19 protein-coding genes, 2 tRNA genes and 2 pseudogenes are annotated in these 25,465 nt (G+C 69.9%); 7 read left to right on the plus strand and 16 right to left on the minus strand.

Annotation, left to right across the window (positions count from 1 at the left end; genetic code table 11):
- Together LADH09A_RS11685 and LADH09A_RS11690 are read left to right on the plus strand one after the other, a co-directional pair.
- Nucleotides 1-1,038 (plus strand): annotated as a pseudogene (locus LADH09A_RS11685) (hypothetical protein); the annotation flags it as partial.
- Nucleotides 1,035-1,730 carry a hypothetical protein gene (locus LADH09A_RS11690; RefSeq protein WP_238644913.1) on the plus strand — a complete coding sequence of 232 codons (696 nt, stop codon included), beginning with the start codon at nt 1,035-1,037 and terminating at the stop codon, nt 1,728-1,730. The pseudogene LADH09A_RS11685 and the gene LADH09A_RS11690, both read left to right, overlap by 4 nt.
- Nucleotides 1,731-1,811: 81 nt before the next feature.
- Here the strand turns inward: LADH09A_RS11690 and LADH09A_RS11695 are convergent, their stop codons facing one another.
- From LADH09A_RS11695 to LADH09A_RS11725, 7 genes are all read right to left on the minus strand, one after another.
- Nucleotides 1,812-2,777, minus strand: a complete 966-nt coding sequence (locus tag LADH09A_RS11695) for a DUF6177 family protein (RefSeq protein WP_238644914.1) — start codon at nt 2,775-2,777, stop codon at nt 1,812-1,814.
- Nucleotides 2,774-3,133: a hypothetical protein gene (locus LADH09A_RS11700; protein ID WP_238644915.1), complete on the minus strand. Its 360-nt coding sequence runs from the start codon at nt 3,131-3,133 to the stop codon at nt 2,774-2,776. The genes LADH09A_RS11695 and LADH09A_RS11700 overlap by 4 nt, the downstream gene beginning before the upstream one ends.
- The gene (gene eccCa / locus LADH09A_RS11705; protein WP_238644916.1) at nt 3,133-7,092 is read right to left on the minus strand and encodes a type VII secretion protein EccCa; all 3,960 of its coding nucleotides are present in this window, start codon (nt 7,090-7,092) and stop codon (nt 3,133-3,135) included. The genes LADH09A_RS11700 and eccCa overlap by 1 nt, the downstream gene beginning before the upstream one ends.
- Nucleotides 7,093-7,107: 15 nt before the next feature.
- Nucleotides 7,108-8,193: a MinD/ParA family ATP-binding protein gene (locus tag LADH09A_RS11710; RefSeq protein WP_238644917.1), complete on the minus strand. Its 1,086-nt coding sequence runs from the start codon at nt 8,191-8,193 to the stop codon at nt 7,108-7,110.
- Nucleotides 8,194-8,206: 13 nt separating this feature from the next.
- Nucleotides 8,207-9,532 carry a type VII secretion integral membrane protein EccD gene (eccD, locus tag LADH09A_RS11715; RefSeq protein ID WP_238644918.1) on the minus strand — a complete coding sequence of 442 codons (1,326 nt, stop codon included), beginning with the start codon at nt 9,530-9,532 and terminating at the stop codon, nt 8,207-8,209.
- The gene (locus LADH09A_RS11720; RefSeq protein ID WP_238644919.1) at nt 9,529-9,783 is read right to left on the minus strand and encodes a hypothetical protein; all 255 of its coding nucleotides are present in this window, start codon (nt 9,781-9,783) and stop codon (nt 9,529-9,531) included. Before LADH09A_RS11720 ends, eccD begins: the two co-directional genes overlap by 4 nt.
- Nucleotides 9,784-9,995: 212 nt before the next feature.
- Entirely contained in the window at nt 9,996-11,519 is a 1,524-nt protein-coding gene (locus tag LADH09A_RS11725) for a non-reducing end alpha-L-arabinofuranosidase family hydrolase (protein WP_238644920.1), read from the minus strand.
- A 649-nt stretch (nt 11,520-12,168) separates the two neighbouring features.
- Here LADH09A_RS11725 and LADH09A_RS11730 point away from each other — a divergent pair.
- The gene (locus tag LADH09A_RS11730; RefSeq protein ID WP_238644921.1) at nt 12,169-12,945 is read left to right on the plus strand and encodes a class I SAM-dependent methyltransferase; all 777 of its coding nucleotides are present in this window, start codon (nt 12,169-12,171) and stop codon (nt 12,943-12,945) included.
- A 9-nt stretch (nt 12,946-12,954) separates the two neighbouring features.
- On the opposite strand, the gene LADH09A_RS11735 is transcribed toward LADH09A_RS11730, so the two are convergent.
- Complete coding sequence (locus tag LADH09A_RS11735) at nt 12,955-14,190, minus strand: MFS transporter (RefSeq protein WP_238644922.1); 1,236 nt, start codon at nt 14,188-14,190, stop codon at nt 12,955-12,957.
- Nucleotides 14,191-14,320: 130 nt separating this feature from the next.
- Here LADH09A_RS11735 and LADH09A_RS11740 point away from each other — a divergent pair, with 130 nt between their 5' ends.
- Nucleotides 14,321-15,031: an ankyrin repeat domain-containing protein gene (locus LADH09A_RS11740; protein ID WP_238644923.1), complete on the plus strand. Its 711-nt coding sequence runs from the start codon at nt 14,321-14,323 to the stop codon at nt 15,029-15,031.
- A gap of 104 nt (nt 15,032-15,135) precedes the next feature.
- On the opposite strand, the gene LADH09A_RS11745 is transcribed toward LADH09A_RS11740, so the two are convergent.
- The 4 genes and pseudogenes from LADH09A_RS11745 to LADH09A_RS11760 all read right to left on the minus strand — a co-directional run.
- Nucleotides 15,136-16,068: a GNAT family N-acetyltransferase gene (locus LADH09A_RS11745; RefSeq protein ID WP_238644924.1), complete on the minus strand. Its 933-nt coding sequence runs from the start codon at nt 16,066-16,068 to the stop codon at nt 15,136-15,138.
- A 141-nt stretch (nt 16,069-16,209) separates the two neighbouring features.
- Nucleotides 16,210-17,427 carry a glycoside hydrolase family 16 protein gene (locus LADH09A_RS11750; protein ID WP_238644925.1) on the minus strand — a complete coding sequence of 406 codons (1,218 nt, stop codon included), beginning with the start codon at nt 17,425-17,427 and terminating at the stop codon, nt 16,210-16,212.
- A 13-nt stretch (nt 17,428-17,440) separates the two neighbouring features.
- Nucleotides 17,441-18,523: a glycosyltransferase family 2 protein gene (locus LADH09A_RS11755; RefSeq protein WP_238644926.1), complete on the minus strand. Its 1,083-nt coding sequence runs from the start codon at nt 18,521-18,523 to the stop codon at nt 17,441-17,443.
- A gap of 419 nt (nt 18,524-18,942) precedes the next feature.
- Nucleotides 18,943-19,181 (minus strand): annotated as a pseudogene (locus LADH09A_RS11760) (IS5/IS1182 family transposase); the annotation flags it as partial.
- Between the two features lie 51 nt (nt 19,182-19,232).
- Between LADH09A_RS11760 and LADH09A_RS32070 the strand changes: the two are divergent.
- Entirely contained in the window at nt 19,233-19,583 is a 351-nt protein-coding gene (locus LADH09A_RS32070; protein ID WP_372492258.1) for a tyrosine-type recombinase/integrase, read from the plus strand.
- Nucleotides 19,584-19,719: 136 nt separating this feature from the next.
- Here the strand turns inward: LADH09A_RS32070 and LADH09A_RS11770 are convergent.
- Nucleotides 19,720-19,792 (minus strand) — tRNA-Arg (locus tag LADH09A_RS11770).
- A gap of 35 nt (nt 19,793-19,827) precedes the next feature.
- Nucleotides 19,828-19,918, minus strand: a tRNA-Ser gene (locus LADH09A_RS11775).
- A 667-nt stretch (nt 19,919-20,585) separates the two neighbouring features.
- On the opposite strand from LADH09A_RS11775, the gene LADH09A_RS11780 reads away from it, so the two are divergent.
- Nucleotides 20,586-21,536 carry a hypothetical protein gene (locus LADH09A_RS11780; RefSeq protein ID WP_238644927.1) on the plus strand — a complete coding sequence of 317 codons (951 nt, stop codon included), beginning with the start codon at nt 20,586-20,588 and terminating at the stop codon, nt 21,534-21,536.
- Nucleotides 21,537-21,540: 4 nt separating this feature from the next.
- On the opposite strand, the gene LADH09A_RS11785 is transcribed toward LADH09A_RS11780, so the two are convergent.
- Entirely contained in the window at nt 21,541-22,311 is a 771-nt protein-coding gene (locus tag LADH09A_RS11785) for a CPBP family intramembrane glutamic endopeptidase (RefSeq protein ID WP_238644928.1), read from the minus strand.
- Between the two features lie 144 nt (nt 22,312-22,455).
- On the opposite strand from LADH09A_RS11785, the gene LADH09A_RS11790 reads away from it, so the two are divergent.
- A complete protein-coding gene (locus LADH09A_RS11790) occupies nt 22,456-23,571 on the plus strand; it encodes a globin domain-containing protein (RefSeq protein ID WP_238644929.1) in 1,116 nt (371 codons plus the stop codon).
- Nucleotides 23,572-23,640: 69 nt separating this feature from the next.
- Here LADH09A_RS11790 and LADH09A_RS11795 read toward each other — a convergent pair whose 3' ends face one another.
- Nucleotides 23,641-25,170 (minus strand): peptide deformylase, encoded by a 1,530-nt coding sequence (locus LADH09A_RS11795; RefSeq protein WP_238644930.1) that lies wholly within the window; start codon nt 25,168-25,170, stop codon nt 23,641-23,643.
- Nucleotides 25,171-25,465: the final 295 nt, after the last annotated feature.

Genomic DNA, 25,465 nt, shown 5'->3' on the forward strand with positions numbered 1-25,465 from the left:
GGCAACACCCCCGGCGGGAACCTGCCCGAAGGCAACACCCCCGGCGGGAACCTGCCCGAAGGCAACACCCCCGGCGGGAACCTGCCCGAAGGCAACACCCCCGGCGGAAACCTGCCCGACGGCAACACCCCCGACGGGAACCTGCCCGACGGCAACACCCCCGACGCGAACGGGCCGGGTGGGGGAATCCCTGACCGAGGTCGGGACCTCACGCCCGCCGAGCAGCAGCGGTTCGTCGATCAGGCCGACCGGCTCGGTCCTGAGGCGCGGGCCCAGGTGGAGAACCTGCTCGCCCGTACCGATCTGCCGGACGGTGCGGCCAACCGGGCTGTACGGGACTACATGGACCTTCAGGACTCCGGGCGGCTGGCGGGAAACGTCAACCGGCAGGGGGACCTCTTCCGCGACATGCTCGACAACCTCGGCGGGGACCGCTCCGCCTTCGACGGCGCGGCGGCCGAGTTGCGCGCCGCGAACGAGGTGATCCAGAGCGGTGACCTGGCGCCGGGCAGCAAAATCGGTCTGAATGTGGTCATCGGCGAACGGGTCAACCTGGGCAACGGCACGGTCGTCGACACCGGTCGCATCCCCGAAGCCGATCTCGTCTACCAGACCGCTGACGGCAACGTCCATGTGGTCGAGGTCAAGGCCGCCGCGCAGACCGTGGCCAACAAGTTCAAGTCCCATCCCGCCCAGTTGGAACGGATGCTCGAGTGGCGTGCCGCCGCGCCGGGGCGGGAGGTCAGCGTCCGGGTCGGCACCGACGAGGGATGGACAGGGCTCTTCAGCAAAACCAGCAACGACCCGCCGCAATTGGCGATCGAACGGCTCGCCGCCCAGAACGTACCGATTACTATCGGTGGGCGCACCTTGTCGGGTGAGCAGTTGGCCGATCTGCACCAGGCGGTGGAACGGGCTGCGGTCGACCCGGCGCACCCGATGAAGAAGGCCGCTCCCTGGTTCAGCGAGCACATGCCGAACCTCGACGCGACGCGTGACTTCTTCAAGCCCAAGCCCTACGGAGTTGATTTCCTGTGACCGGTCCCTGGGTTGCCCCCGAACTGCTGGCTGCCCTGCCGCTTCCGTGGCGGCTGGCGGATCCCGTCGAGCGTGAGAAGGCGACACGAGAGCTGTTGCCCGACCCTCAGCAGCGGGCTGAAGCCGTACAGGCGTTGGAGATGTGTCTCGCCTACCTGGTGGAGGTCAGAGACCGTTACGGCGACGAGACCGACTGGGGGCTGCCCAAGGCGTTCTTCGACGACTACTGGTTCATCCTGTACGCGGGGCTCAAGCAGTCGATGCCGACCCTCGCCGACGTCACGCCCGAGAGGGTGCGCGACTGGGCCGAGGCGTACCTGGACTCGGAGGACGTTTTCGGTGCCACCTGGACGACGCCACCGGACGAGGTCGTCGACCGCATCGGTCGATCGTGGGCCTTCTTCATCGTGCAAGGGGCGACGGAGAGTCTGGTGCGATGGCTTCGCGGCATCGGGCCTGAGCATCTGGACGATTCGGAACGCGCCCGAGTGGTGGACCTGCTCAAGGAAGCCACTCCTCGTCTCCAGTGGCGTCTGACGATCATCACCATCCCGACGATTCTTGATCTCGGCGGCCCCGACGAGAAGGGCTACTTCGATAGCCTGGCCAACGAGCCGGGCCTGCACGAGCAGACCCGTGCCGAGGCGGAGAGCGTCAGCTCGTTCATCGACCGCGCACACGAGCCGATCTAGTCAGGGGGAGCAACGCGCCGTCAGGCACGGCGGGCTGCTCCCCCGGATCGACGTACCGTCGTCGGTGCGCTTGCGGGCCCCTCAGGCGGTGCCTTGACGGTCGGTACGCAGGCCGTACCTGCGGAGCACCGCCGCAAGGTTCTCGTACGGGGCGCCCGGCCCGCTGTCCACTCTGTACCACCAGGCTCGCCGTGCGCCCCGGCCGAGCGCCCGACCCGGGACCACCTCGGGCTCGGCGTCGAGCGCCTGTTCCTGACGCCCGACCAGGATGCCCCATGGCAGCGCGGGGAGACTCGGCGTGCTGGACCGCACTCCGCCGGACCGGCCCGGGTGCACAGCCACGATCATGCTGCGGACGGTCGGTGCCAGCTTCTCGGCGAGTGCCTCGATCGTCGCCTCGTCGATCGCCGACAGTGGGGGGCCGGCCAGTCGGAGTTGTTCGCGGACGCCGACGTCGACCCGCTCGACCGTGAGGACACCGAGCAGCGCCGACCGGTTCTCGCCGCCCACGATCGCCACGCTGGTCGGTGCCGGCGCGCGCGTACGACAGAACGAGGTGAGGTCGCGGCGCGACCACCCGTCGGTCACCGGCTCGGCGACGCCCCACCCGACCGGGTCGTTGCCGGTGAGGGCGCGCACGGCGACCTCGGTGCTGGCGCCGAGTTCCAAGGCCTCGGTGGCCGGGTGCAGGGTGACGATCTGGATCTCCAGGCCGCCGGTCCACGGTTCGGAGGTCGGCAGCGCGCCGCCGCCCTGGGAGCCGTTGGCGGACGAGAAGCGGTGGCCGTCCCACTGCAACGGGAGACCGGTGAGCCCGTCGCGGTACTGGTCGCCGGCCCGCACCACCCACTGCCCCTGTGCCTGCCCGAGCATCACCTCGACCGGGTACGTGATGACGCCGCCGGCCGGAGTGACGAGCTGGAGCATCAGCCCGTTGCGGACCGCGTCGACCGCGGCCTCGGCGAGCCAGGGCGACAGGCCGACCACCGTACGGTGCTGGTGCAGGACGACGGCCTTGTCGCTGATCGTGTCGGTCGTTCCCGTCATCGGTCCGCCCATGTCAGCCCTCCCGTTATCGATACCAGCGCGGCGGTGAAGCGGCGGGTCACCTCGGCGGCCTGCGGGTCGTCGTCCGGTGCCCGGCTCTCCACCCACCAGACGCGACCGCCGAAGGAGTCGTCGAGCGTGACCCCGAGCAACCGCTCCGCCTCCCCCGGCACCTGTACCACTCGCGCGGTTTCCACGGTCAGCAACAGCCGCCCGTCGCCGGGGTCGAACAACTGCACCAGCCCGGCCGAGTCGACCGTGTCCATCTTGAGGTCGGACCCGACCGCGAGCAGCGCGCCGAGCATCGCGGCAGCGTCGGGCTCGGCGCGGCACAGGGCCACCGTGTCGAACGTCATCAGTGCTCCTTCGTCTCGCCGACGTACGCGGTCTGGGTCATGCGTGGCGCGTGCCCCGGGCGGATGAGCTGCCCGCGCCCCACCGGTAGGACCATCGGCCGTACCCCCGTGAACAGTTGCCCCTCCGTCCGGTCACCGGACATGAGCAGGCCCAGACAGCCGGCCTCGCGTACGGCCAGCGGGAACGGCTCGAACAGGCCGCGCGAGGCACCGGACACCCGGCGGGTCATCACGACGTGCAGCCCGGTGTCGCGCCCGGCCGCCACGTACGGGACGAACGCGCCGAGCGGCTGGCTGGCCGACGCGGCGAGGATGTCGTAGTCGTCGATGAGCAGCACGATCCGTGGACGCGCCGCCTCGGACGGCTGCCTCTTGGCCAGCTCCTTGCACACCGCCGAGGACAACTGCTGGGCGAGTGTCGCGTTGGTGGCGTAACCACCGAGGTAGGCCTCCGGCACCACGTCGGCGAGCCCTCGACGCGGATCGAACACGGCGAACACCAGCTCGTCGGAGGTGTACTGCCCCATCAGCTCCTCGGCCACGAGCCGCAACAGGTTCGTCTTGCCGGTGCGGGGGTCGCCGAGGACGAGGAGGTGCTGGTCTCGACCGAAGAGGTCGAGCACCGCGGGGGTGAAGTCGCTCTCGAACCGACCGAACGGCACCACCCCGTGCCCGGCCGGCGTGCCGGCGAGGTCGGCCACCGGGAGCACCGCGGGCAGCACCCGGACGGGTGGCGGTACGGGCCCCGACCACGATCCCCGTACCGACTGGACGGCGGCGACCAGGCCGGCGTTCGACGGGTCGGGCTGGCCGTCGAGGCGCGGCAGGGCGACCTGGGCGAACAGCTTGCCGCTGGTCAGCGCCCGGCCGGCCTGGTCCGCCGGGATGCCTCGGGCGAGTCTGCCGTCGATGCTGGACTCGGCGGGCTCGGTGAGCCGCAGCTCGACCCGGTTGGCGAAGGCGACCTGCTGCGCGGCGCGCACCTCGTTCCAGCGTCGGGCGGTGCCGATCACGTGGATGCCGTAGCGGCCGCCCCGCGCAAGCAGGTCGTGCACCTTGGGTTCGAGGCTCTCGAACTCGGCGTTGAGTTGGCCGTACCCGTCGATCAACAGCACCACGTCGACGCAGCCGACCTCCGCGCGTACGCGCTCGTCGGCGGCACGCAGGTCGTTGATCGTGTCGAACTGGTGCTGGGTGTAGACGCGCTGACGTTGCGCGAGCATGGCGTGCACCTCATCGACGGTGCGGCGAATGCGCTCGCGGTCCTCACGACTGGCGACACCACCGACGTGGGGCAGCCCGGCCAGGCCGGACAACCCGTTACCCAGCAGGTCGATGCCGTAGATCCCGACGTCGGTCGGACGGTAGGTGGTGGCCAGACCCAGCGCCAGGGTGCGCAGTGTGGTCGTCTTGCCGGTGCCGGGCCCACCGAGTACGAGGGCGTTGCCCCCGCCCACGGCCAGGTCGATCAGCCAGGGGCCCTGCCACTGGCGGGCCGGGTCGTCGAGGCGGCCGAGCGGCACCGGCAGCCCGGTGGCGGCCTGCTCGGCGATGTCCAGGCGGAGCCCTTCGGGCGTGCTGCGGATCCCACCGGCCGCCTGGTCGAGGGTCAGCGCGGGCGGCAGCGGCGGCAACCAGATCGCCTGGACACGCTGGCCGCTCGAAGACATCTGTTCCACCACGGTCGACAGCAGCGTCGGCCCGGTGGTGCGTCTGGTCGCCTTCGGCTCCTCGGGTACGTCGTCGTCGGTGTCCCGGCGGACGGTGCCGAACACCGGCATCGGCTTCGCCAGCGGGCCGACGATCGGGGCGAGTTCGGCTTCGGCGCCATCGGTGAGCGGGCCGGACACGTAGGCGGCCTTGAACCGCTGGTAGATCGAGACGTCGACCTTCAGGTAGCCGTTGCCGGGCAGCGGCGGCAGCTGGAACGCGTCGACCGTGTCGAGAACGGTGCGCGACTCCATTTCGGTGAGCGTGCGCAGCCCGAGGCGGTAGGCCAGGTAGTTCTCCAGGCCGCGCATCTTGCCCTGCTCGACCCGCTGGCTGGACAGCAGCAGGTGCACCCCGATGGACCGGCCGATCCGCCCGATCCGGAGGAACAGGTCGATGAACTCCGACTTGGCGGCCAGCAACTCGCCGAACTCGTCGATGAGCACGAGCAGATTCGGCAGCGGAGGGAGGGTGCTGCGCTCGCCCTGGACCGCGCGGAGCAGGTGGTACTCGACGATGTCGGTGACCTTGCCCGCGTCGGCGAGCAGCTGCTGGCGGCGCTGCACCTCGCCGTCGAGGCTGGTGTACATCCGTTCCACCAGCGCGGCGTCGGCGACCAGGTTGGTGATCAGCCCGGAGACGTGCGGCATCTCGGCGAACGGTGCGAACGTCGCACCACCCTTGTAGTCGACGAGGACCATCGCCAACCGGTCGGGCGGGTGACTCGCCGCCAGGGCGAGCACGAGCGTCCGCAGCAGCTCACTCTTGCCCGACCCGGTGGCGCCGACGCACAGCCCGTGCGGACCCATCCCGAGCTGCGCGGATTCCTTCAGGTCGAGCAGCACCGGGCGTCCCACCGGGTCGACCCCGATGGGTACGCGCAGGAAGTCGCGCTCGGCCCGTGGCCGCCACAGGGTGGCGAGGTCCAGGTTCGTGGGATCGGACAGCCCCAGCAGATCCTGGAAGTCCGCCGGCGGGGTGCCCGTGCCGTCGTCGTAGGAGTCGGCCGACAGCCGCAGTGGCGCGATGCCCCGGGCGAGGCCCTCGACGAGCGGCACCGGCACCTCGTCGACGGTGCCGGTCACGGTCATCGGCGGCGACGCGGTGAGATCTTCCAGGACGAGCGAGCTGCCGTCGATGGTGATCCGCCGGGAGATGTCGCCGGGCTCGTGCAGCCGGTCGGCGAGCAGGTGCACCACTGTGACACCGAGACTCCCGAGGCCCACGAACTGGTCGGGGCTCGCCAACCCGCGTGCGACCTCGCCGTGGGCGTCGTCGATGACCAGCAGCCTCGACCGCGTACGGGCCTCGGCGCGCCCCGCGTTGTGGCGGAAGGACTTGAGCGCGCTGGTGGCCCGTGCCTCCAGGTCGGCGGCGAGCAGCTCGGCGAGCGTCCCGGGGGCGGTGACCAGCAGCGGGGTCGGGCCGCTCGGGCCGATCGAGGTCCGGTCGAGCAGGTGCGGCAGCCAGCGCGCCCACTGCCAGGTCACCGCCCGCTCCGGGGTGGTGACGATCGCTAGTGTCACGTCGTCGGGGGCGTGGAACGCGGCGACCTGGACGAGGACCGCGCTGGCGAGGGCGACCACGTCCTGGTAGTCCGGTGAGATCACGCTGACATCGCCGGCGCAGTCCAGGTCGACCCGGAGCGGCAGCCCCGGCGTCAGCTCGAACCGGCGCATCAACGACTGGGCCTCGTGGCGCATGAACGGGTCGAGCGGGTTGGTCGGCGTGCTCTGCTCGCGCAGTTGGATCGGCCGGACGGGCAGCGCGCCCATGCCGACCCGTACGCGCAGGAAGTCGATGTCGGCGCGGCGGCGCTCCCACAGCCGCGCCGGGCTGCGGACGACGTCGAGCAGTCGGCTGACCGGCGGGTCGAGCACCGTCGCCTGCTCCTGGAGGCGCTGCTCGTCCTCACGCAGCTGCTCGCGTAGCTCTTCCAGGTAGTCCTGGTACCGCTCACGCTGGACCCGGCGCTGGCGACCGGCCTTGCCGAGCTGGCTGAGGTACATCGCCCCGGCGGCGGCCAGCGCGACGACCATCACCACCGCACCCAACGCCGCGAAGCCGGAGCCGCGCATGAACATCATCATGCTCATCGCCACCCCCGCGCCGGCCATCGGCAGCAGCGCCTGGAGCCCCACCGCGGACCGACCGTCGGGCAGCTGCGGTGGGGCATCCAGCACGAGCGGATCCATGGTGGACGCCGGACGGGCCATCCGGGTGGGGCGGTGCACCATGCGCGTCGACATCGGGGCGTCCTCCGCTTACATCCGCCTGGCCGCAGCCAGGGCCAACGCGGCCGCGCGGGTCGCCTCGACGAGCGTCGCCTCGCCGACCCGCGACGGCGTGATGAGCGCGCCGGCTGCCAGGTGACGGTCGTAGGGCAGCACCACCACCGGTACGCCCGTCTGCTCGATCAGGTCGCGCGCGGCATCGTCGACGAGGGCGGCCCGACCGTCGGCGTTGTTGGCGTTCAGGACGACCACCACACGCGCCAGCCACGACCCGTACCCGCTGTCGATGATCCGGCGCAGCGCCTGGTAGGTGGCCCGCACGCCGTCCGGCGTCGCCGCGGCGACGAGCACCACCGAATGCGCGTCCGCCATGGCCGCCGCCGCGGTCCGCGACTCCAGGCCGGGTGGGCAGTCGACGACGGCGACCGCGAACAGTCGCGACAGCGACCGCGTCACCTCGCTGCACAGCGTCGGGTTCGCGGTGCCGCTCGGCAACACCCACAGGCCCGTGCCGGTGCGGGGCAGGAACGGCTCCAGCGCACGGAGGTCACCGCCCCGGGCCGCGATCAGGTCGGGCGCCAGCCGGTCCAGGGGCGGTTCGCCCGGTGCGCCGAGTCGCCAGGTCAGCGAGCCCTCGTACGGGTCGGCGTCGGCGGCGAGCACCGGATCGGACCGGCGCACCGCGAAGACCGACGCCAGCACCGCCGCCACGGTGGTCTTTCCTGCCCCACCCTGCACGGAGGCCACCGCGATGCGCCGGCCGGTGTGCACCGGCACCTGCACCTCGGCGGCGAGGTCGGCGAGCGCACGGGTCGCCCGGCTGCTGGTGAACATCCGGCTGACGCTGCGCCACAGTCGCCGCAGCGGCGGATCGCCGGCGCGGATCCGCCGGACGATCGACAGGTCGTTCGGCTCCGACCCCGCCGGCTCACCGGGTGACCGGGGCGTCGGTGCCGGTCGCGGTGCCTGCGCGGGTTGCGGCGGTGCCTGCGGCGCGGACGCCGGCTGCCGGGGAGCGGCAGCGGGGGTGGACGAGCTTTCCTGCACCCGCCGCTGTGGTGGGTACGGTCCGTGCCCGCCGGAATGGGTCGGGCCGGGCACCGGTGGAGCGCTCATGCCACCGCCTCAATCAGAATGTGTTGAGAAGTCGCGAGTAGAGCCCGAACACCCCGACCGCCACCGGCACCAGGGCCATCACGGTCAGCGCCTCGGTGCGGTCGGCGTACTGCCGGGCTCGGGCAAGCGCGTGCGGTGGTGGCCGGTACGCCAGGATCACGAGGGCCACCGCGCAGAAGGCCAGCGCCGTGAGCGCCGAACCCCACCATGCGCCGGGTGTATCCCGCACCCAGTGCATCAGCAGGCCGCCCACGATCACCAGAGCGGCGGCCACCAGCCCCACCACCTCGACGGCCAGCGGGAACGCCCGCATCCGCAGCAGCAGAGCGCTGGCCACCAGGGCCGCCAGCACCGTTGCCCACGGGCCCGCCGCGGACGCCAGGACGAAACCGCCGAGCGCCGCCGACGTCGCCGACGCCAGTGCCGCCACGGCCAGCCCGCGGTGTGCGGAGTCGACTGCGGCCTCCACCGTCACTCGACTCACCAGCTCGTCGTTGCTTCGCCGGTCGTCGAGGCGGGTGAGCCCGGACGCGATCATCGCGATCCGGGGCAGGAGCCCCAGCATTCCGACGGACACGATCGCCAGCACCGCCGCGACACGCTCGGCAGGCATGTCGAGTGCCAGCGGTACGCCCCAACCGGCCACCAGGGTCAGCACCGTCCCGCCACCGAGGACGCCGGCGCGGCGGTTGCCCGTCACCGCGCCCACCGCAAGCAGGACGCAGCCCACGCCGACAGCCCAGAGGGCCCAGCGCAACGTCTGCCCGCTGGTCAGCCCGGGAACCATGCTCATCGCCATCGCGGCACCGCTGAGCAGCACCGCCATTCCGACGGCCCGCTTGGCCACCAGCCCGACGAGGAGACCCGCCAACGCGACCACGCCGCCGATGACGCACACCAGCGCGGGGCCGAGTCGCCCAGCGGCGAGCACGGCCGCCATCGTGGCGGCGATCAGGCACACGGCGGTGGCGGTCCACCTCCGGGCGGCAACGCCCCAACGGCCGTACCGGCGGGCGAGGTCGTCGCCGACCTCGTCGGCGACGTCGTGCACGATGGCCGCCGGCGGGGCCTCGGAGATGGGGTCGACCCGGAGCATCGCGCCGTCCGGGACGGCGGCCTGTCGCAGGCTGCCGGCCGGATCGAGCACCGTGCCGTCGAGGGTGCTGATCTGGTATCCCCGGGAGTCGTCCATCGGTCGGTGGCCGATCATGGCGACGATCTCGGGCAGCAGGAGGCCGAGTGGCTCGTCGGCCGGCAGCACCAGATCGATGCGTCGACGCGCGCCGGCCAGGGTCACCCGGCTGAGCTGGCCTGCGGTGGGCGTCTGCGCCTGGGTCATCGCGTGCCCTCCGACTGGACCGTTGGAGGGTTGCGGGCCCTCTGCTGATCGGCGATGACGTCCTTGAGGAACGACCAGCCCACACACCCGGCGCAGGCCACGGCCGCCAGGACGAGCCCGATCCGCAGCCACCGGAACCCGTCACCCGTGGCACGGACCCGGCGCTGCCGGCCCCACAGCAGCAACTCCCGCATCCGGGCGCGGCGGACCGCGACCGACTCGATGAGCTGGGTGTCGTATTCACGAGCCACGGGCCGATTCTATCCACGCCCGCTAATCCGACGGGGTGACGATCCTGCGGCGACGACCCAGGTCGGGCGGTCGGTCACATCCACATGCCCACATGTCCACCTGATGTGGACGGGCCCGCGGCGGAGTTTGTCCGCCACGGGCCCTTCATCCACCACTTCGATTACCTGACCTGCCCCGACCCGCCGTGGATCGACGAACTCAGGACGCCAGCTCAGCGCTGGAGGGTCAGCAGACCCGGCCGGTACGGCAGCAGGCCGTAGTCCACGCCGTCGGAGCTGGGGGAACGGCCCTGGTAGAGCAGTTGCAGGTTGCAGGCGTCGACAGTCATGGTCTGGTCGGCGTTGGTGCGCAGCAGCTCACCGTGGCTGATGTCGTTGGTCCAGGTCGCACCGCTGTTGACCTTGCCCGCGAACGGGTTGCTCTGGGTCGCGGCCTGCGGCGTCCACGAACCACCCAGGCTGGTGGCGGTGAACGAGCGGAAGTAGCGGCCCGTCGAACCGATCGCCTCGACGATCATGAGGTACTTGTTCAGGCCCTGGAGCTTGTAGACCTGCGGGGCCTCGAACAGGTTGTTCGTGGTGTCGCTCATGATGGTCGTGTAGCTGCTGCCGAAGTTGCCGGGGAAGTTCCCGATCGGCATGCTGGCCCGGTAGATCTTGCCGTTGTCACCGGCGAAGAACAGGTACATGTTCGTACCGTCACCGATGAGAGCCTGGTCGATCGGCCCGGTGCCGGAACCGGTGATGCTTCCGGTGAACAGCGTCTGCGCCGCCGACCACCCGTTCGGGTTGGTCGGGTCGCTGGAGGTCCGGTAGGAGAACGCCGGCCCACCCCACTGGTAGGCGAGCACCCAGATGTTCTTCGGCGCGAAGTAGAACAACGACGGCGCCACGGTCCCCGAGTTCATCGCGTTCTGACTGGCCGAGCCCATCTGCGAGTAGTTCGAGAAGAGGCCGAAGTTCATCGAACCCCAGCTGGACCCGAAGTCGTGCGTGGTGGCGTAGACCAACTGCTGGCCGTTGTACGGGGCGACCGTGAAGTCCTTCAGCGACACCCAGCCCGACCTCGGGTTCGCCAGCACGCCCGACGAGGACCACCGGTACGTCGACGGAAGGTCGCACGTGCCGGTCGGCGGGGGCGTGGTGGGATCGGTCCCACCGACGCGGACGAGCTGCCACTGCTGGTTGCTGCCGTTCCAGTCGTCGTACTGCACGATGTTTCCGCCGTCGGCGGTCGAGGCGCCCTGCACCTCCATCACCTTGTTGCTGTTGCGGTTGATCAGCCGGACGTAGCCGCTGTCCGAGTCGGCCAACCGGAACTGCTGGTTGTTGCTGTTGTTGTCAGTCCACTGCACGATGCTGGCGCCGTTGGCGGTCGAGAAGCCCGAGACGTCCAGCACCTTGCCGGACAGCCGTGACTTCAACCGGTAGTTGCCACTCCCGGAGTCGACGAACTGCCACTGCTGCTGGTTGCCGTTGTTGCGGGCCCACTGGGTGATCCGGGCGCCGTCATTCGTGGCCAGGTTGTAGACGTCCAGGGCCTTGCCGCTGTTGCGGTTGACCAACACGTACCACGCGGTCGTGTCGACCGTTGCCGCGGCGGCGGGCGTCGGCACCATCGCCGCAGCGACACCACCAACCAGCACCGCCATCGCGCCAGCGGCGACAACTCGGGGCAACCACCATCGCCGACGCGCCGGCGGCGCGATCGATGGAGACCTATCAAGGGCAGACATGATCCTCCTTCAGTGACCAAGAGCCGAGCGGCCTGCCCGAAGATGGGCGCACCGCGACGCGCGGCCGGGCACAAGCGTCGTAGTAGTTAGCGCTAACAAGACTTCTGCATGGCCCGGCACACGCCTGATTCCAGGTCGACGAAGCAGGCTCGCCCGGTAAGCCAAGGGTGTCGTCGTCCTTAAGCATCGACTGTGAGCGATAACATGGCGTTCGTCAAGTCGTAACTTGCTGGGAACATCGGCCGGTGTCACACGGTGACCCTCGGGCGTGATCACCTTCCCGCAACTCGTCGCAGGCACCGCCCCTTTCTCCTGACACAGACCCCATTTGGGCCCTTGAGCGAGGCTGTTGGTGCGCGCTAACATCGACGGCTGCCCATTGTTGGGAGCGTCCTCAGAGGGCGTACGCCGGGACGACCGGACCCGAATCAGGATTCAGAAGACCACCCGAAGCGCTGGCCCGTCGGCTGCGCTCGGCTCGTGACGCCTGCCCGTACACCGGTTGCCCGCAGCGCGTCGACCGCCCACGGCCGGGCTCCAGGCAGGACGACACCTTGCCTGGTGATGCGACGTCAAATATCGTCCCGATGTATCGGCTCGATATATCAAGGCGGCGCTTTCCGGCCGCCCGCTTGATCCGGGAGGCGTGATGAGGTCGATCGACTACGACACCGAGCAGCACCAGGACTATGCGCGCGGCCGTGCGCTCGCCCAGCAACAACTGCGCGAATGGATCAGCGCCTTCGAAGCGGTGCTGCCCGATCGGCGTCCGCTCACGGGGCTCGACGTCGGGTCGGGGACCGGCAGGTTCACACCCGCGCTGGCGGAGGCGTTCGGGCCGGTCACCGGCGTCGAGCCATCGGTTCGCATGCGCGAGGTCGCGCAGGCGCAACCCCAGCACCCCGGAGTGCGGTATCTGGCCGGCGCCGCCGAGGACCTGCCGGTGCCGTCCGGCAGCGTCGACTACGCCCTCATGTTCCTGTCCTGGCACCACGTTCAGGACAAGCCCCGGGCAGCCCGGGAACTGACCAGGGTGATCAGGCCGGGCGGCCGACTGCTGCTGCGGGCCAACTTCAGCGACCACCACCCCCGGCCGTGGTGGCTGGCGCACTTCCCCAACGGGTACGCGGTGGACGCCTCGCTGTTCCAGCCACTGCACGAGGTGATCGCGATGTTCACGTCCCTCGGCTGGCGCGTCACCAGCTTCGGTACGGTCACCGAGCCGTCCACCGGCACCTACCGCCAAATGCTCGAACGGCTGCGCCTGCGTACCCTCTCGTTCTTTGCGCAGCTCAGCCCCGACGACCTGGAGGCCGGCTTCCGCCGGCTGGAGGAGGTCGTCGCCGCGGACCCCGACGCGCCGGCGCCCGTGTTCGCCGAGCCGCTGCTCACTCTCGAACGCGGCGGAAAGCCCCACGACCACTAGGGCCTCTTGTCAGGCGGGTGCGGGCGACCCACTGCGGTCCGCTGCCGCGCCGTCGGGCATGGCGACGCGGATCACGAGCGGGCCGCGACGTCCCAGCGCCCACACGGTGAGCGCGAAGCAGCAGAGTGCCGTACCCGTGATCGTGACCGCTGCCCAGCCACCCACGGACCAGAGCGTCGTCGCGGCGGCGGAGCCGGCAGCGGCGCCGATGAAGTTGCTGGTGGCCAGCGCCGTGTTGAGCCGGCTGCGGGCCTCGTGGGAGAGGGCGAACAACCGCGCCCGGTTGAGGAGGGCCTGTGTCTGGAGAGCAACGTCGATCATGACGATCACGATGACGAGAAGGACGACGGACCGGCCGGCGAACACCGCGACGACGAGGGCGCACAGGGCCAGCACCCAGGCCGCGCCGGTGGCCGGCAACGACCACCCGCGGTCGTGCAGACGCCCGCCGCGCAGGCCGGAGAGGACACCAGCGAGGCCAGCCAACCCGAACAACCCGATCACCGGCGCCGGATAGTGGAAGGGCGCGCCGCTGAGCAGGAACGTCAGCGCCGTCCAGAACAGCGAGAACACGGCGAAGCCGGTGGCGGCCAGGACCAGCGTCCACCGGGCCGCGCGCTCGCGGATGACCACCGCGCCGACCGAGGCGATGAGCTGCGGGTACGGCATACGCGTCCGCGGTGCCAGCGGTGGAATCGCTCGGTAGAGCAAGACCGCGAGCAGAACCGCGACCACCGCGGCGAGGACGAAGATCGCGCGCCACCCGGCGGCGTCGGCGACGAACCCGCTGATCGTGCGGGAGGCCAGAATGCCGGTCAAGGTGCCAGACCCGACGGTGCCGACCACCCGGCCACGGTCGGCAGCACCGGCAAGATCCCCGGCGAGCGGCGTGAGAACCTGCCCGGAAATCGTCGTCACCCCGAGCAGACCGAGTGCCAGCAGGAGTACGCCGATCGACGGCGCGAGCGCGCACAGCAGCAGGGCGGCGGCCGAGGTCAACAACAGCACCGGCACGAACCGCCGACGGTCGAGGACGTCACCGAGCGGCACGAGCAGCAGGACGCCGACGGCGTACCCGACCTGTGTCGCGGTCACGAGCCAGCCGGCCGTCGCGGTCTCGGTGCGGAGGTCGCTTGCGATGAAGCCGAGGAGCGGCTGCGTCCAGTAGAGGTTGCCGATGGCCACTCCCGCCGCCACCGCGAACAGGAACGTCAGCCGGCGGCTCATCTGCGACGGCAATGCCATGCGACGACTCCCGTCAGGGTCGGCCACGTTCTCGGCGGCGGGCGCGGCCCATGGTCGCACGACAATCCGCCCGGGGCCGGTGCGGTTTTCGGGCACCTTCCGTCGACTCGATCCACATAGGGTCGTCCGCATGGATCGTGAGGCAGACCTCGTTGCGGCCGTCCGGGCGGCCAATCCGGCGGCCGTGGCACAGGCGCTCTCCGACGGCGCCGGCCCGGACTCCGTCCTCGCCGCCCGGCGCGCCGACCACGCCGCCGTTGACGTGCTGCTCACCGCAGGCGCAGACCCGAACGCGGTCGATCGTCACGGGCACACCGCGCTGATGCATGCCATCGAGCGGAACGAGCGGGCCGTGAGCACCGCGCTGCTGCTGGCCGGCGCCGCCCGTGCGGGCGCGCTCGACATCGCGCAGGGTTGGCGGCGGCAGGGCGTTCAGTTCGACCTCGGCGAGATGAGCGTTGGCCTGGACGACGTACCGATCGGCCGTAGGGCTGTGCGACTGCATCCCACCGGGTACGAGCTGCGCGGCGATCCGGCGGAGTTCCGCCGCTGGGGGCAGCTCGTCGCGTGCGCGATGGAGGAGCTGGGCGGCGACGAGTGGGACGCGCGGACCGGCACTCCGTACGCACTGGCCCAGACCGTCGCCGACAGGCTCGTCGACGGTCCGGTCAAGTCGCCCACGGCGTCGTGGCACCGCATCGAGCTGACCAGCGCAGAGCTGGCCACCGTACGACAGGCATTTGTGGAGCTTGTCTACGGAGTGCGTGTCACACTGCCGGACGGCCTCGGGCAGGAGTACGTCCACGACGCGCTCGACGAACTTGATGCCCAGTTGCCCTGACCTTCGCCCAGCGGTCTGCTGGCAAGCCGCACGGAACCCTGAAGACGGTCGAAACCGTCTTCCAATCAGTGATGGCGCGGCGGTCCGAGCTCGCCTCTCCTCGTCTAGGGCTGGACGTCGTTGGAAAGGTTGATCCGGATCCCCGTGTTGCGGTATCCGGCGCGACCGAAAGCGGCCGCCATAGGCGCGTTGCCCATGTCGGTGGTGGCGGTGATGCGCGACTCCCCGTTGGTCACGTGAAGGCGGGTGATCTCGGCGAGCACCTCGTCCACGTAGCCGCGCCCGCGGAACTCCGGCACCACCCCGAGATAGCCAACGTTCACGTTGTACGGGGTCGCGGAGGGAATCGCCATGCCCGCCACCTCACCCTCGCGCGTGTAGGCGATCCGCCACCACTCCCGCCTGCCCGGCGCCCCGAGATAGAAGTCCATCTCCTCGCGCACGGTCGCGTCCACGCCCTTGGCGGCCAGGTTCGCACGGGTCTGGGCATCCAGGCTGCCCACGGCGACTCTCCTGAACACCGCGAGGAACTCCTCGTCCGAGGCCTCGGTGAACCGCAGCCTGCCGGCCGCAGGAGGCACCCCGTCGGCGGGTGCCCACTCGAACTGCAGCCGCTCCACCTCCCGGGTGAGGCCCGCCGCATGCGCCGCCGCCCGCCGCCACTCCACGGCCGACACGGTGGCCGGAACGTCACGCCAGCCACCGGTGACCTCGATCACGTACTGCACCGGCTCCGGGATCCCGGCCAGCGCGGCCCTGATCAGCTCGGCGGCGACGGCGGCACGGTCACCCACTGCCGGATGCACGTCGAGGCAGTCGAGCGCGACCGGATGCGGGCTGCCCTTCGGCCCCCACCACAATGCCCGTCCCACGACCTGGCCGTCGTACTCGGCGATCCAGGTCCATTCCGGCCGGTACATGCCCTCGGCCAGATCGGCCAGGTAACGGTCGGCGATGATCCAACCAACGGGCTCGGTCACGATCCACGGGGTCACGCGGTCGAGATCCGCGGCAGCGGTAGCGCGGTAGGAGATCACGTGCAGAGGCTAGCGAAGCTCAGCACCATGATTCGCGCGCATCTGACGGAGGTGGCCGCCGTTCTGCTGCTGAGGCCATATCACCCGCGGTGTCCACCCTGGTCAGACAGCTAATGGCGGCTGCCGTAGTAGCCTGCGCGCTCAGCTCGGCGTCAGGGTGTTTATGTGGTGGTCGCCCTTGGTGTAAAACTGGTCGACTTCCTTCTGCACCTGAGCCACCGACATCACCTTGTTCGCTTTCGCGTAGACCCAGTTGACTCGCATGTTGTAGGTGCGGCCGCCCTTGAAGGGCAGATCGATGAACCAGGTGTTGAACATGAGCCGCATCGGTTCGCGTGGGACGGTCTTTCCTATGCTGATGAACAGCGCGCGTCCGTCAACCGAGTAGGTAACCTGCTGGTCCGTGACGGTGATCATCAGGGTGCGCCAGCCGGCGAGGCTTCCCTTGTAGTCGTCCGTCGCCCGGTCGCCCGGCGTCGAGCTGCGCCAGCTGACCATGTCGATCTTGGACCCGACCGTACCCCAGCCTCCGTTCGGCTGGTACTCGAAGTCGAGCTCGCTGTAGTCCGCCGAGGTATGTAAGGGCGATATGGTACAGAACGCCTGGTTGAGATGGTCTCCATCGCGCCCGGTCACTGGCTTGTCGGTGAAAAACACGCGGGCCGTGACCGTCCCTCGGAAAAAGCCGCTTTCCGTGGTGAAAAGTTCGGTCTGGCGCGTGCCCGCTTTAGTACCGTCCGTCGAGGCCTGCAACTGGAGAGCCTTGCCACCCTTGGCGCTCTTGTCGACCGGAAAGCTGAGCGTGTCGGCGGTCCAGGAGTCGGCAATACCGGGACCACCGCCCTCTGTGCGAACCTGCCACCCGTTCGCGGCGAGCGCGGGGTCGTTGTGGGCGCGGTAATGGAAGTTGTCGAAGAAGGTATCGTCCGGATGCCTGGGGAGCTTCTTGTCTTTGGTTGAGCGCTGGCCGGGGAGCGGACCGTTCACGGACGCGGAATCGGGATCCGCCCCTTCGAACTCGGGGCGCACGAGGTTCCACCCGGTGAGACCTACTCCGGCTACGAGAAGAACCACGAGCAGCGCCGGCACGAACACCGACCCGCCACGTCGTCGCGTGCCGCGTCCCCGCCTAGCTTCGGAGATTCCGTCCAATCCGAGCATTCGGGTAATGCCGGACAACTCGGCGCTTTCCAAATCCTGACGGTTACGCTTGCGTGACGCAAGGTAGACGAACACCGCGGCAACCATCAGAATGGCCGTCACGATGAATACAAGGTAAGGGACGTCGGCCGCGAATTTGACCGCAACGGCAATCAAGCCGAGCACCCCGATGACACCCGCACCCTTGAGCGAATTCATCCCCGGACCGTCCTTATTTCCACGCGGGAACGGGAGTAAAATACGACTTTAGGACGGAGGAGATGGACCAGTACATGTTTAGCAGAGTGAACAGCATCCCCGGAATCAGCAACGCTTGGACGAGCATCGCTTTCCAGCCGAGCTGACGGACCGCCACTGCCGAATAAACGGCCCAGAAAGCAGTCAGGAGCAAGATGGCCGGCCAGTGCTGGAAATTACCTCCGGCGAGCGAGGTCCAGTACGCCGATCCCCAGATCAGAAAGCACGCGAAGCCGAAGAAGTTGAAGAACAGGGTGACGATGGCGCGCCGGGTGAACGCGCTCCACCCCCGCAGGCGGAGCGCGTCGACAGTGCCGCGGGTCCAGCGTTCGCGCTGGACAACCAGTTCGCGCAGGGTCGGCATGAGGTCGGTGTATGCGATGCAGAACTCGTTCGCAGTCACTTTCCAGCCGGCTTCCTTGAGCGCCAGAGTGGTCTCGTAGTCCTCGACCAGGTTGCGGTGGTCCTCCCAGAAGACCTGACCCCGCCGATCGATCACGGACTGCAAGGCGGTACCCCGGTAGAAGGACCCGGCGCCGGACATGGTGTGGACGTTGGTTCGATACCGCGCGTGCGCCGCACGGCCGTACTCAAGGATCTGCATGCCGAGCAGGTATCGCTGCCAGAGGCTGCCCCACAGGCCGGTACGGCCGAAGCAGGCGGCACTGACCCCACCGATCTTCTGGTCGGAGGCCATCACGTTGATGGCTCGCTCGAGGAAGTTGGGATGCAGTTCGGTGTCTGCGTCCATGGCGAGGACGTGCCGGACGGCGTCCAGGCGACCGCCCACTCGCACTCGCAGCCACTCCATGGCGTAGTTGAGGGCGCCGGCTTTCTTGTGCGGATTGTCGTTCAGCGTGAGAACGACTGTCGGCGGGGTCCTCGGGTCACCCGCGTACCCGGCGGCGTATTGCTCGGTGTTGTCGGTCGAGTTGTTGACCACCACGACGATGAGATCGGGCCGCCGAGTCTGCCTGTGCAGCGACTTGAGGGAGAGCAAGATTCCGGCCTCTTCATTCCGCGCCGGAACGATGACAACCGTGTTATAGCTCGGCACGGAAATGCGGTGGTTGATTCTCGGGTTCGGAGCGGGTCGCCTGGGGTATACAGGATTGCCGCGAGAGAACACACTCCCGCTGTGACGTACAGACGTGCTCACGATTTCCCCCCGTGCCATAGCCGACCACGGCCATCCCCCGTGCGCGCAAGATTGTAGCCGATGATCACAGGAAGAGAAGATCCCGGCGCAGCTCAGATATGAGTGCATCTACCTCCTTCCACGCCAATTCGGACACCTTGCATGGCATTCGAGGCATGGCGTCACCGTCGATCGTGAGATACAGCATGTCAGTCAGTGAGGTGATCTCAGCGAGGCGTAGAGCCCGGGATGACAGGGTCGTAACGTCCATGGCGGACAGCATGGGATAAAGACGTGGGGCCATCGGTCGATAGGTTCTTTCAACAGAATGAGCCTTTTCATCCTGGGTAGCGGTTGGCTTCGACGCGGTGCAGAACGAGGATGGCCTGCACGATGGGGGTCGCTCGCCGTGGGCAGCAGTGCAGCTTGTTCAGGATCTTTCAGGTCTTGAGGGTGACGATCACGCGTTCGCCGCGGGCGCGGATTTTCGGGTGGGTGCGGTTCACGGCCTTCTGCCGGCGTGACAGCTTTGGCGGAAGCGGCGCCGCTTCAACGGCGTGCGGACGCTGCCGCGGGCTCTCCGGGTACGTGTTCGTTCGCAAGGACGGCAGCCCTCTGCACCCCGGCTATGCCAGCGGTCGGTTTCGGCTTCTGGTCAAACGCGCCGGCACCGCCAGTCCGGCTGCACGACCTGCGTCACGGCGCCGCGTCCCTTGCTCAGGAAGCCGGCGCTGACCTGAAGACCCTGCAGGACATGCTCGGCCACTCCAGCATCGTCGTCACGTCCGACACCTACACCAGGGTCCTACCCCACGCCCAACGACGCTGCGCCGACGCCACCGCCCACCTCGTCCTCACCGCCGCCCAACGCACCCGCGCGAAGATCCGCAAGGACGGCCGCTGCAACCGCCCGCAACCCCGACCAGAGGCTAATACTCCGACCCTCAGGCACCCGTCAAGCATGAGGAACCCCAGGTAAACACCCCCGACAGAACCCGTCGTCACGGAGCGTGATGACACCCGAGTGGCATCCACGGGACACCCATCGTCCGAACAAGCCGGACAGCAGAAAGGGCCTGAGCCGCGTTTCCGCAGCCCAGGCCCTCTTGATCTTGTGCGCCCGAAGGGACTCGAACCCCTAACCTTCTGATCCGTAGTCAGATGCTCTATCCATTGAGCTACGGGCGCTCGTGCTCAGCCAGTCTACACACCTGACTTTCGCGCGGAGACTCCGGGATTCGAACCCGGGAGGGGCTTTAAGACCCCAACCGCATTAGCAGTGCGGCGCCATAGACCAGACTAGGCGAAGTCTCCCTGGTGGCCCGTAGACCACCGCGCCCGAGGATACAGGTCGCCACCCACCGGGAGCAAAACGACTTCCGGGGTACGCCCACCAGGACCGCCCGCCCTCGTGTTTCACCGCTGTGCGACGGCGTGATCGGGACTACGCTCCATCGATATGCAGGAGCAGTCGCCCAGCGAGCCGACCCGTCGAGAGCCTGCTGAAAGAGCGCGTCGGCGCTCTCCGCGGGCCACCTTCACGCCGCCGACTGCCGCCGAGCAGCCCGCGGAGTCGCCGCCGCCAGCCGCTCCGGCGAGCCAGCGCCCTCGCCGGGCGAAGCCCGCCCCGGCGGTGCTGTTCCAGCCACCGGATCCGGATCGGCCGCTGCCCCGACAGCCCAGGCGCCCGCCGACCGACGCGGCCAACGACGTGAGCGCCGAGCAGCCGCAACCGGCGACCGGCGGCACGAACGGCGACCGACCAGGTCCCCAGAGCGTCGAAGCGGGCAGCAGCGATCCGGATCCGGCGAGCGCCAAGCAGCCACGCCCAGCGAGCGCCGAGCAGCTCCGCCCGGCAGCCGGCAACCCACCGAGCCCGCAGGCGGCTCCCGCAGCCACCGACTCACGACAAGCAGCACGCGCCGAGCCAAAGACCGGGACCACCCCCGCCCGCAAGGCCGCCCCGAAGAAGGCAGCCCCAATGAAGGCCGTCGAGACCACCGTCGAGGTGACCCCGACCACACCGGCACCGCGCAAGCGCGCCGCGAGTGCCACCAAACGCACGGCAACCCCTCGCAAGAGCACCACGCCGGCGAAATCCGCCCCCGAGCCCGTGGCCGAGCAGCCCGCGGCACTGACAACCCCCGCCGAGCAGCAGGAGCAGCCCGCCGCACTGGCACCTCCCGCCCCACAGCAGGAGCAGCCCGCCGCACTGGCAACCCCCACCGAGCAGCAGGAGCAGCCCACCGCACTGGCAACCACCGCCAAGCGGCAGGTCGAGCCGGCTTCGGGGCGTACCCCGGAATCGGAGCTGCGGGCGGTCGCCGCGCGCGTGCTCGACCACCCGGGCTTCGCACCGGAGCTGTTGGCTCTGGCGGCCGTGCGGACGCTCGGGCCCGGCGCGGCCGAGTGGGCCGCGCGGCTGCGCGCCCGGTATCCGGACGCGCCGGCGGACGGCCTGGCCCGGTTGGCCACCCGGCGGTTCGTCCGCTCGGCGGGCGCGGGTGGGGCGACGGCCGCCCTGGCGGGGTTCTTCGCGCCGCTGGCCGAGCTGGCCTCGGTGCTGTGGACGCACGCGAACCTGGTGCTGCACCTGGCCGCCGCGTACGGCAAGGACCCGGCGCATCCCGACCGGGCCGTCGAGCTGCTGGTCCTCACCCAGGTACACCCGGACGCGGCGAGCGCGGAGGCGGCCCTGGCTGCGGCGCAGGCGGCGGGCGACCCGGTCGAGGGGGCCTGGCCGCGGGCGGCGGAGGCTGCCTGGCGGCTCGCTGCCCCGCTCACGGCGCAGGCCGGTGGCTGGGTTGCGTTGCGGCTGGTGGCCCGGCTGCTGCCGGGCGCGGCGGTGCTGGCGGCGGCGCTGGGTGACGCGGCGGCGGCCGACCGGCTCGCGTCCCGCACGGTGGCCGTCTACCGACGCGACCGGCGCTGAGCCGTCAGAGCCAGTCGAACCACTCGCGGGGCAGCAGCGCGTAGCCCACGAAGGCGAACACGTCGAGCAGGGTGTGCGCGATGATCAGCGGCATCACCCGCCGGGTGCGCAGGTAGAAGAGGCTGAACACCACGCCCATCACCGCGTTGCCGACGAACGCGCCGAAGCCCTGGTAGAGGTGGTACGAGCCGCGTAGCAGCGCGCTGGCCGCGATGATCGCGGCGAGCCGCCACTGGAGCTGGCGAAGCCTGGTGACCAGGTAGCCGACCACGATCACCTCCTCCAGCACGGCGTTCTGCACGGCCGCGAGGATCAGCACCGGGACCGTCCACCAGACCTGCGGGAGGGCCGCCGGCACCAGCGTGGCGTTGATGCCGAGCTGGGCCGCCACCCAGAACAGGGCCAGCCCGGGCAGGCCGATCAGCGCCGCCAGGCCGGCGCCACGGGCCAGATCCTGGCCGGGCCGCCGCGCGTCCAGGCCGAGGGCCCGCGCCGGGTCGCCGGGGTCCCGGCTGAGCAGGTGTACGGCGAGCAGCACCGGAAGCAGCGCGAAGACGATGCCGAGCAACTGGTAGGTGAGGTCCAGCCAGGGTCGGGTGGACGCCGAGGTGTTCAGCGAGGCGGTCTGCTTGGAGAGCGGACCCTCGGCGGTCAGCTTCGCGATGATCGAGACCACCGCGTAGACCGCGGACTGGCCGAGGGACAGGCCGAGGACCAGCAGCGTCTCGGTGCCCAGCAGTCGGCGGGACACCGGGCGGGTCAGCTCAACGGTCACCGCACCACTCTGCCCGACGGGCGGCACCGGGGGCACGGCCGACCGGTCAGCATGAGCCGATCGCACATTCTGTGCGACCAGTCGACACTCTCCGTGGAGATTCTATGGGGGCCCGATCCGCTGTCGTCTGGAGAAGGAGCGCCCGTGGACAACCTCGCGCGGTTGCTGAAGGAGAGCTGGACCCTGGTCGAGGACGACCGGGCCCGGCTGACCGACCACTTCTACGCCCGAGTGTTCCTGCTCGACCCCACGCTGCGGCAACTCTTCCCGGTGCAGATGAGCGGCCAGGGCGACCGCCTGCTGGAAGCGATCATCGCGGCGATCCACACGGTCGACGACCCGGAGAGCTTCGACGAGTTTCTCCGGGCGCTGGGCCGCGACCACCGCAAGTACCACGTCGATGACCGGCACTACGCGACGATGGGAGTTGCCTTGCTGGACGCGCTCCGCAGCACCGCCGGGGACGGCTGGAACCTGGAGTACGACCAGGCGTGGCGCGAGGCGTACGCCGCGATCGCCGCCCTGATGGTGGCCGGCGCGGCGGCCGACGACGCCCCGCCGTTCTGGCACGCGGAGGTGCTGACCCACCAGCGGTACGGCCCGGACACCGCCGTGCTGACCTGCCGGGCGTTGCAGCATCCGCTGCGCTGGAAGGCTGGGCAGTACGTGAGCCTGGAGGCGCCGCGCCACCACCCGCGGGTGTGGCGGAACTACTCGGTGGCGAACGCCCCGAACGACGACAACGTGCTGGAGTTCCACGTGCGGTCGCCGGGTGCCGGCTGGGTGTCCGGCGCGCTGGTGCGTCGGGTACGACCGGGTGAGCTGCTGCGCCTCGCGGCGCCGATGGGGTCGATGACCCTGGACCGCTCCTCGGAACGGGACATCCTCTGCGTGGCCGGCGGGGTCGGCCTGGCGCCGATCAAGGCGCTGGTGGAGGAGTTGGCCAGCTACAACCGGACCCGCTGGGTGCACGTCTTCTACGGTGCCCGGCAGGCCGGGGACCTGTACGGCCTGGCCGGGTTGCAGGAGTTGGTGGCCGCACACCCGTGGTTGTCGGTCACCCCGGCGTGCAGCGAGGACCCGGACTTCGACGGTGAGCAGGGCGACATCGCGGACGTGGTGGCCCGCTACGGCCCGTGGACGACGCACGACTGTTTCGTCTCCGGCTCGGCCCGGATGGTCCGGTCCACCCTGCGGGTGCTCGCCGCGGACGAGGTGCCGCCGCCGCACATCCGCTACGACACCTTCGGTGACCTCTAGACGTTCCTCCCCCCACACCGGGGCGCGTGCCCCTGCCCCCTGGGGCACGCGCCCCGGTCCCCTTCCTGGTCAGTAGCGCCAGGGGTGGCCGGTCTCGCGGTATTCCTCCACCGGCACCAACGGCACGCCGGGCGCCATCCGGTCGACGTAGAGTCGCCCCTCCAGGTGGTCGATCTCGTGGGCGACCAGTCGGGCCATGCCGAACTCGAACGAGGTGATGACCCGACTGCCGTCCCACTGGGCGTGCTCCACGTCCAGTCGCAGCGGCCGGGGCACCAGGCCCCGGAAGTCGAAGAAGGAAAGGCAGCCCTCGTACTGCTCGTCGGTGTCCGGGTCGGCGTCGACCACCCGGGGGTTGAGCAGCACGACCGGCTCCGCCGAGCGGTCCGGCGGCCGGACCACGGCCACCGCCCGGTCGATCCCGAGCTGCGGTGCGGCCACCCCCACCCCCTTGCTGAACGGGTGCAGCTCATCGAGCCGGGCCAGGGCCGTGCTGAGCCGGTCGACCAGGTCCCGGGCGACGGGTTCCTCGACGGGCAGGTCGAACGGCCGGACGCGTTGGCGGAGCAGGTCGGCGCCGCGTTGCACGATGCCGAGGCCGCGCATCCGGTCGCTGGGCCGGACCCGGGCGCCGCCGGGGCCGCTGTCGGGTTCGGTGTCCGGCCGGGCCCGGAAGCGCCACTGCATCCGGTAGCGGGCGTTCAGCGGCGGGTCGTCGGTCTGCCAGTCGTAGATCGCCCGGTCGCCCTCGTCGTGCCGTTGCGGGGCCGTCCGCAGCGGGCCCTCCTCCGCGGAGAGCGAGGTTTCCACGCCCCACACCTGCGGGTCGAGGGTCGCCGGCAGGTCCAGGCGTACGGCTAGCTGGCGGGTGGGCAGCCGGACGGCGCGTTGGAACCAGGGGCCCCACTTCTCGTGCCCGACGCTGTACGCGTACTCGATGGTGGCCCGGTCGCCCGGGTAGAGCGGGAAGCGCCGCTCCCCGTTCTCGAAGAGCAGCCAGATCTCCTTGAACGCGTCCCGATCGTGTTTGGCCCGCCAGTGCATCGGCTCCGGGTCGCCGCCGCCGTCGTCCCGGCGGGCCTGGAGTTGCAGCTCGGCGAACGTCAGCGGGTGCTCCCGGTGGTGCCGGTTGGAGCGGCCGGGGTCGTTCGGGTAGCGGTCGACGGCGACCCGGACCAGGTACCGGGTGACCGGCTCGGTGCCGGCGTTGTACAGCTCACGGTGGATGACGCACCGGTAGCCCTCGTCGGTGTGGGTGAGGGTGGCGAGTTCCCGCTCCACGACGAGGCCGGTGCCCGGCGGCAGCCACTGACCGGGCAGGTACGGCTCGCGGTGCGGTTGGCCGGTGCGGGCGTGCCGCAGGTCGTCGTACTCCCGGAAGCGCTGCCAGATCGCGCCGCTGGCCTCCAGGACGGCCTCGGCACGGCGGGCGAAGTCCTCGGTCGGACGGTGCCGGCGCCCCTCGACGTGGCTCACGTAGGACGGGTCGAACCCCATCAGGACGGCCAGTTGCTTCTTGGACAGCCCTCGCCCGGTCCGTTGCCGGGCTAGCTCGGCCGCGAAGGAGTCGGCAGCCCGTTCGAGGGGTGAGGTCGTCATCAGCTTCCTCGTGGCCGGGGCTATAAGTTTCACGTTCTGTGCCCGAGCGCACACGCATCTGGCACTTTGCCGACACACCGCTTGACAATCCACCGATGAACATCGATCCTGCGGCAGCGTTTCCCCGTGTTGACGCCGGGTAGTACGCGAAGCACGGAGCGATGTTCCCGCCGTAAAACCGGCGTGACCTGGGCCTCCCGATTTGACCAAGGTGAGGCTTCCCTTAGACCAGAGAGCATGGTTAGGCTAGCCTTAGCTCAGGACGGCACTGGTCGTCCGCCGAGGCTCACTCCTC

Source organism: Micromonospora cabrerizensis (assembly GCF_022230955.1).
In the GTDB taxonomy this organism is placed as follows: domain Bacteria; phylum Actinomycetota; class Actinomycetes; order Mycobacteriales; family Micromonosporaceae; genus Micromonospora; species Micromonospora cabrerizensis.

Bases quoted from the DNA above. Each gene is read 5' to 3' on its own strand.
- LADH09A_RS11695 (WP_238644914.1), bottom strand. From the start codon at position 2,777: ATGACGGGAACGACCGACACGATCAGCGACAAGGCCGTCGTCCTGCAC.
- LADH09A_RS11700 (WP_238644915.1), bottom strand. From the start codon at position 3,133: ATGACGTTCGACACGGTGGCCCTGTGCCGCGCCGAGCCCGACGCTGCC.
- eccCa (WP_238644916.1), bottom strand. From the start codon at position 7,092: ATGTCGACGCGCATGGTGCACCGCCCCACCCGGATGGCCCGTCCGGCG.
- LADH09A_RS11710 (WP_238644917.1), bottom strand. From the start codon at position 8,193: ATGAGCGCTCCACCGGTGCCCGGCCCGACCCATTCCGGCGGGCACGGA.
- eccD (WP_238644918.1), bottom strand. From the start codon at position 9,532: ATGACCCAGGCGCAGACGCCCACCGCAGGCCAGCTCAGCCGGGTGACC.
- LADH09A_RS11725 (WP_238644920.1), bottom strand. From the start codon at position 11,519: ATGTCTGCCCTTGATAGGTCTCCATCGATCGCGCCGCCGGCGCGTCGG.
- LADH09A_RS11730 (WP_238644921.1), top strand. From the start codon at position 12,169: ATGAGGTCGATCGACTACGACACCGAGCAGCACCAGGACTATGCGCGC.
- LADH09A_RS11735 (WP_238644922.1), bottom strand. From the start codon at position 14,190: ATGGCATTGCCGTCGCAGATGAGCCGCCGGCTGACGTTCCTGTTCGCG.
- LADH09A_RS11740 (WP_238644923.1), top strand. From the start codon at position 14,321: ATGGATCGTGAGGCAGACCTCGTTGCGGCCGTCCGGGCGGCCAATCCG.
- LADH09A_RS11750 (WP_238644925.1), bottom strand. From the start codon at position 17,427: ATGAATTCGCTCAAGGGTGCGGGTGTCATCGGGGTGCTCGGCTTGATT.
- LADH09A_RS32070 (WP_372492258.1), top strand. From the start codon at position 19,233: ATGCCAGCGGTCGGTTTCGGCTTCTGGTCAAACGCGCCGGCACCGCCA.
- LADH09A_RS11780 (WP_238644927.1), top strand. From the start codon at position 20,586: ATGAAGGCCGTCGAGACCACCGTCGAGGTGACCCCGACCACACCGGCA.
- LADH09A_RS11795 (WP_238644930.1), bottom strand. From the start codon at position 25,170: ATGACGACCTCACCCCTCGAACGGGCTGCCGACTCCTTCGCGGCCGAG.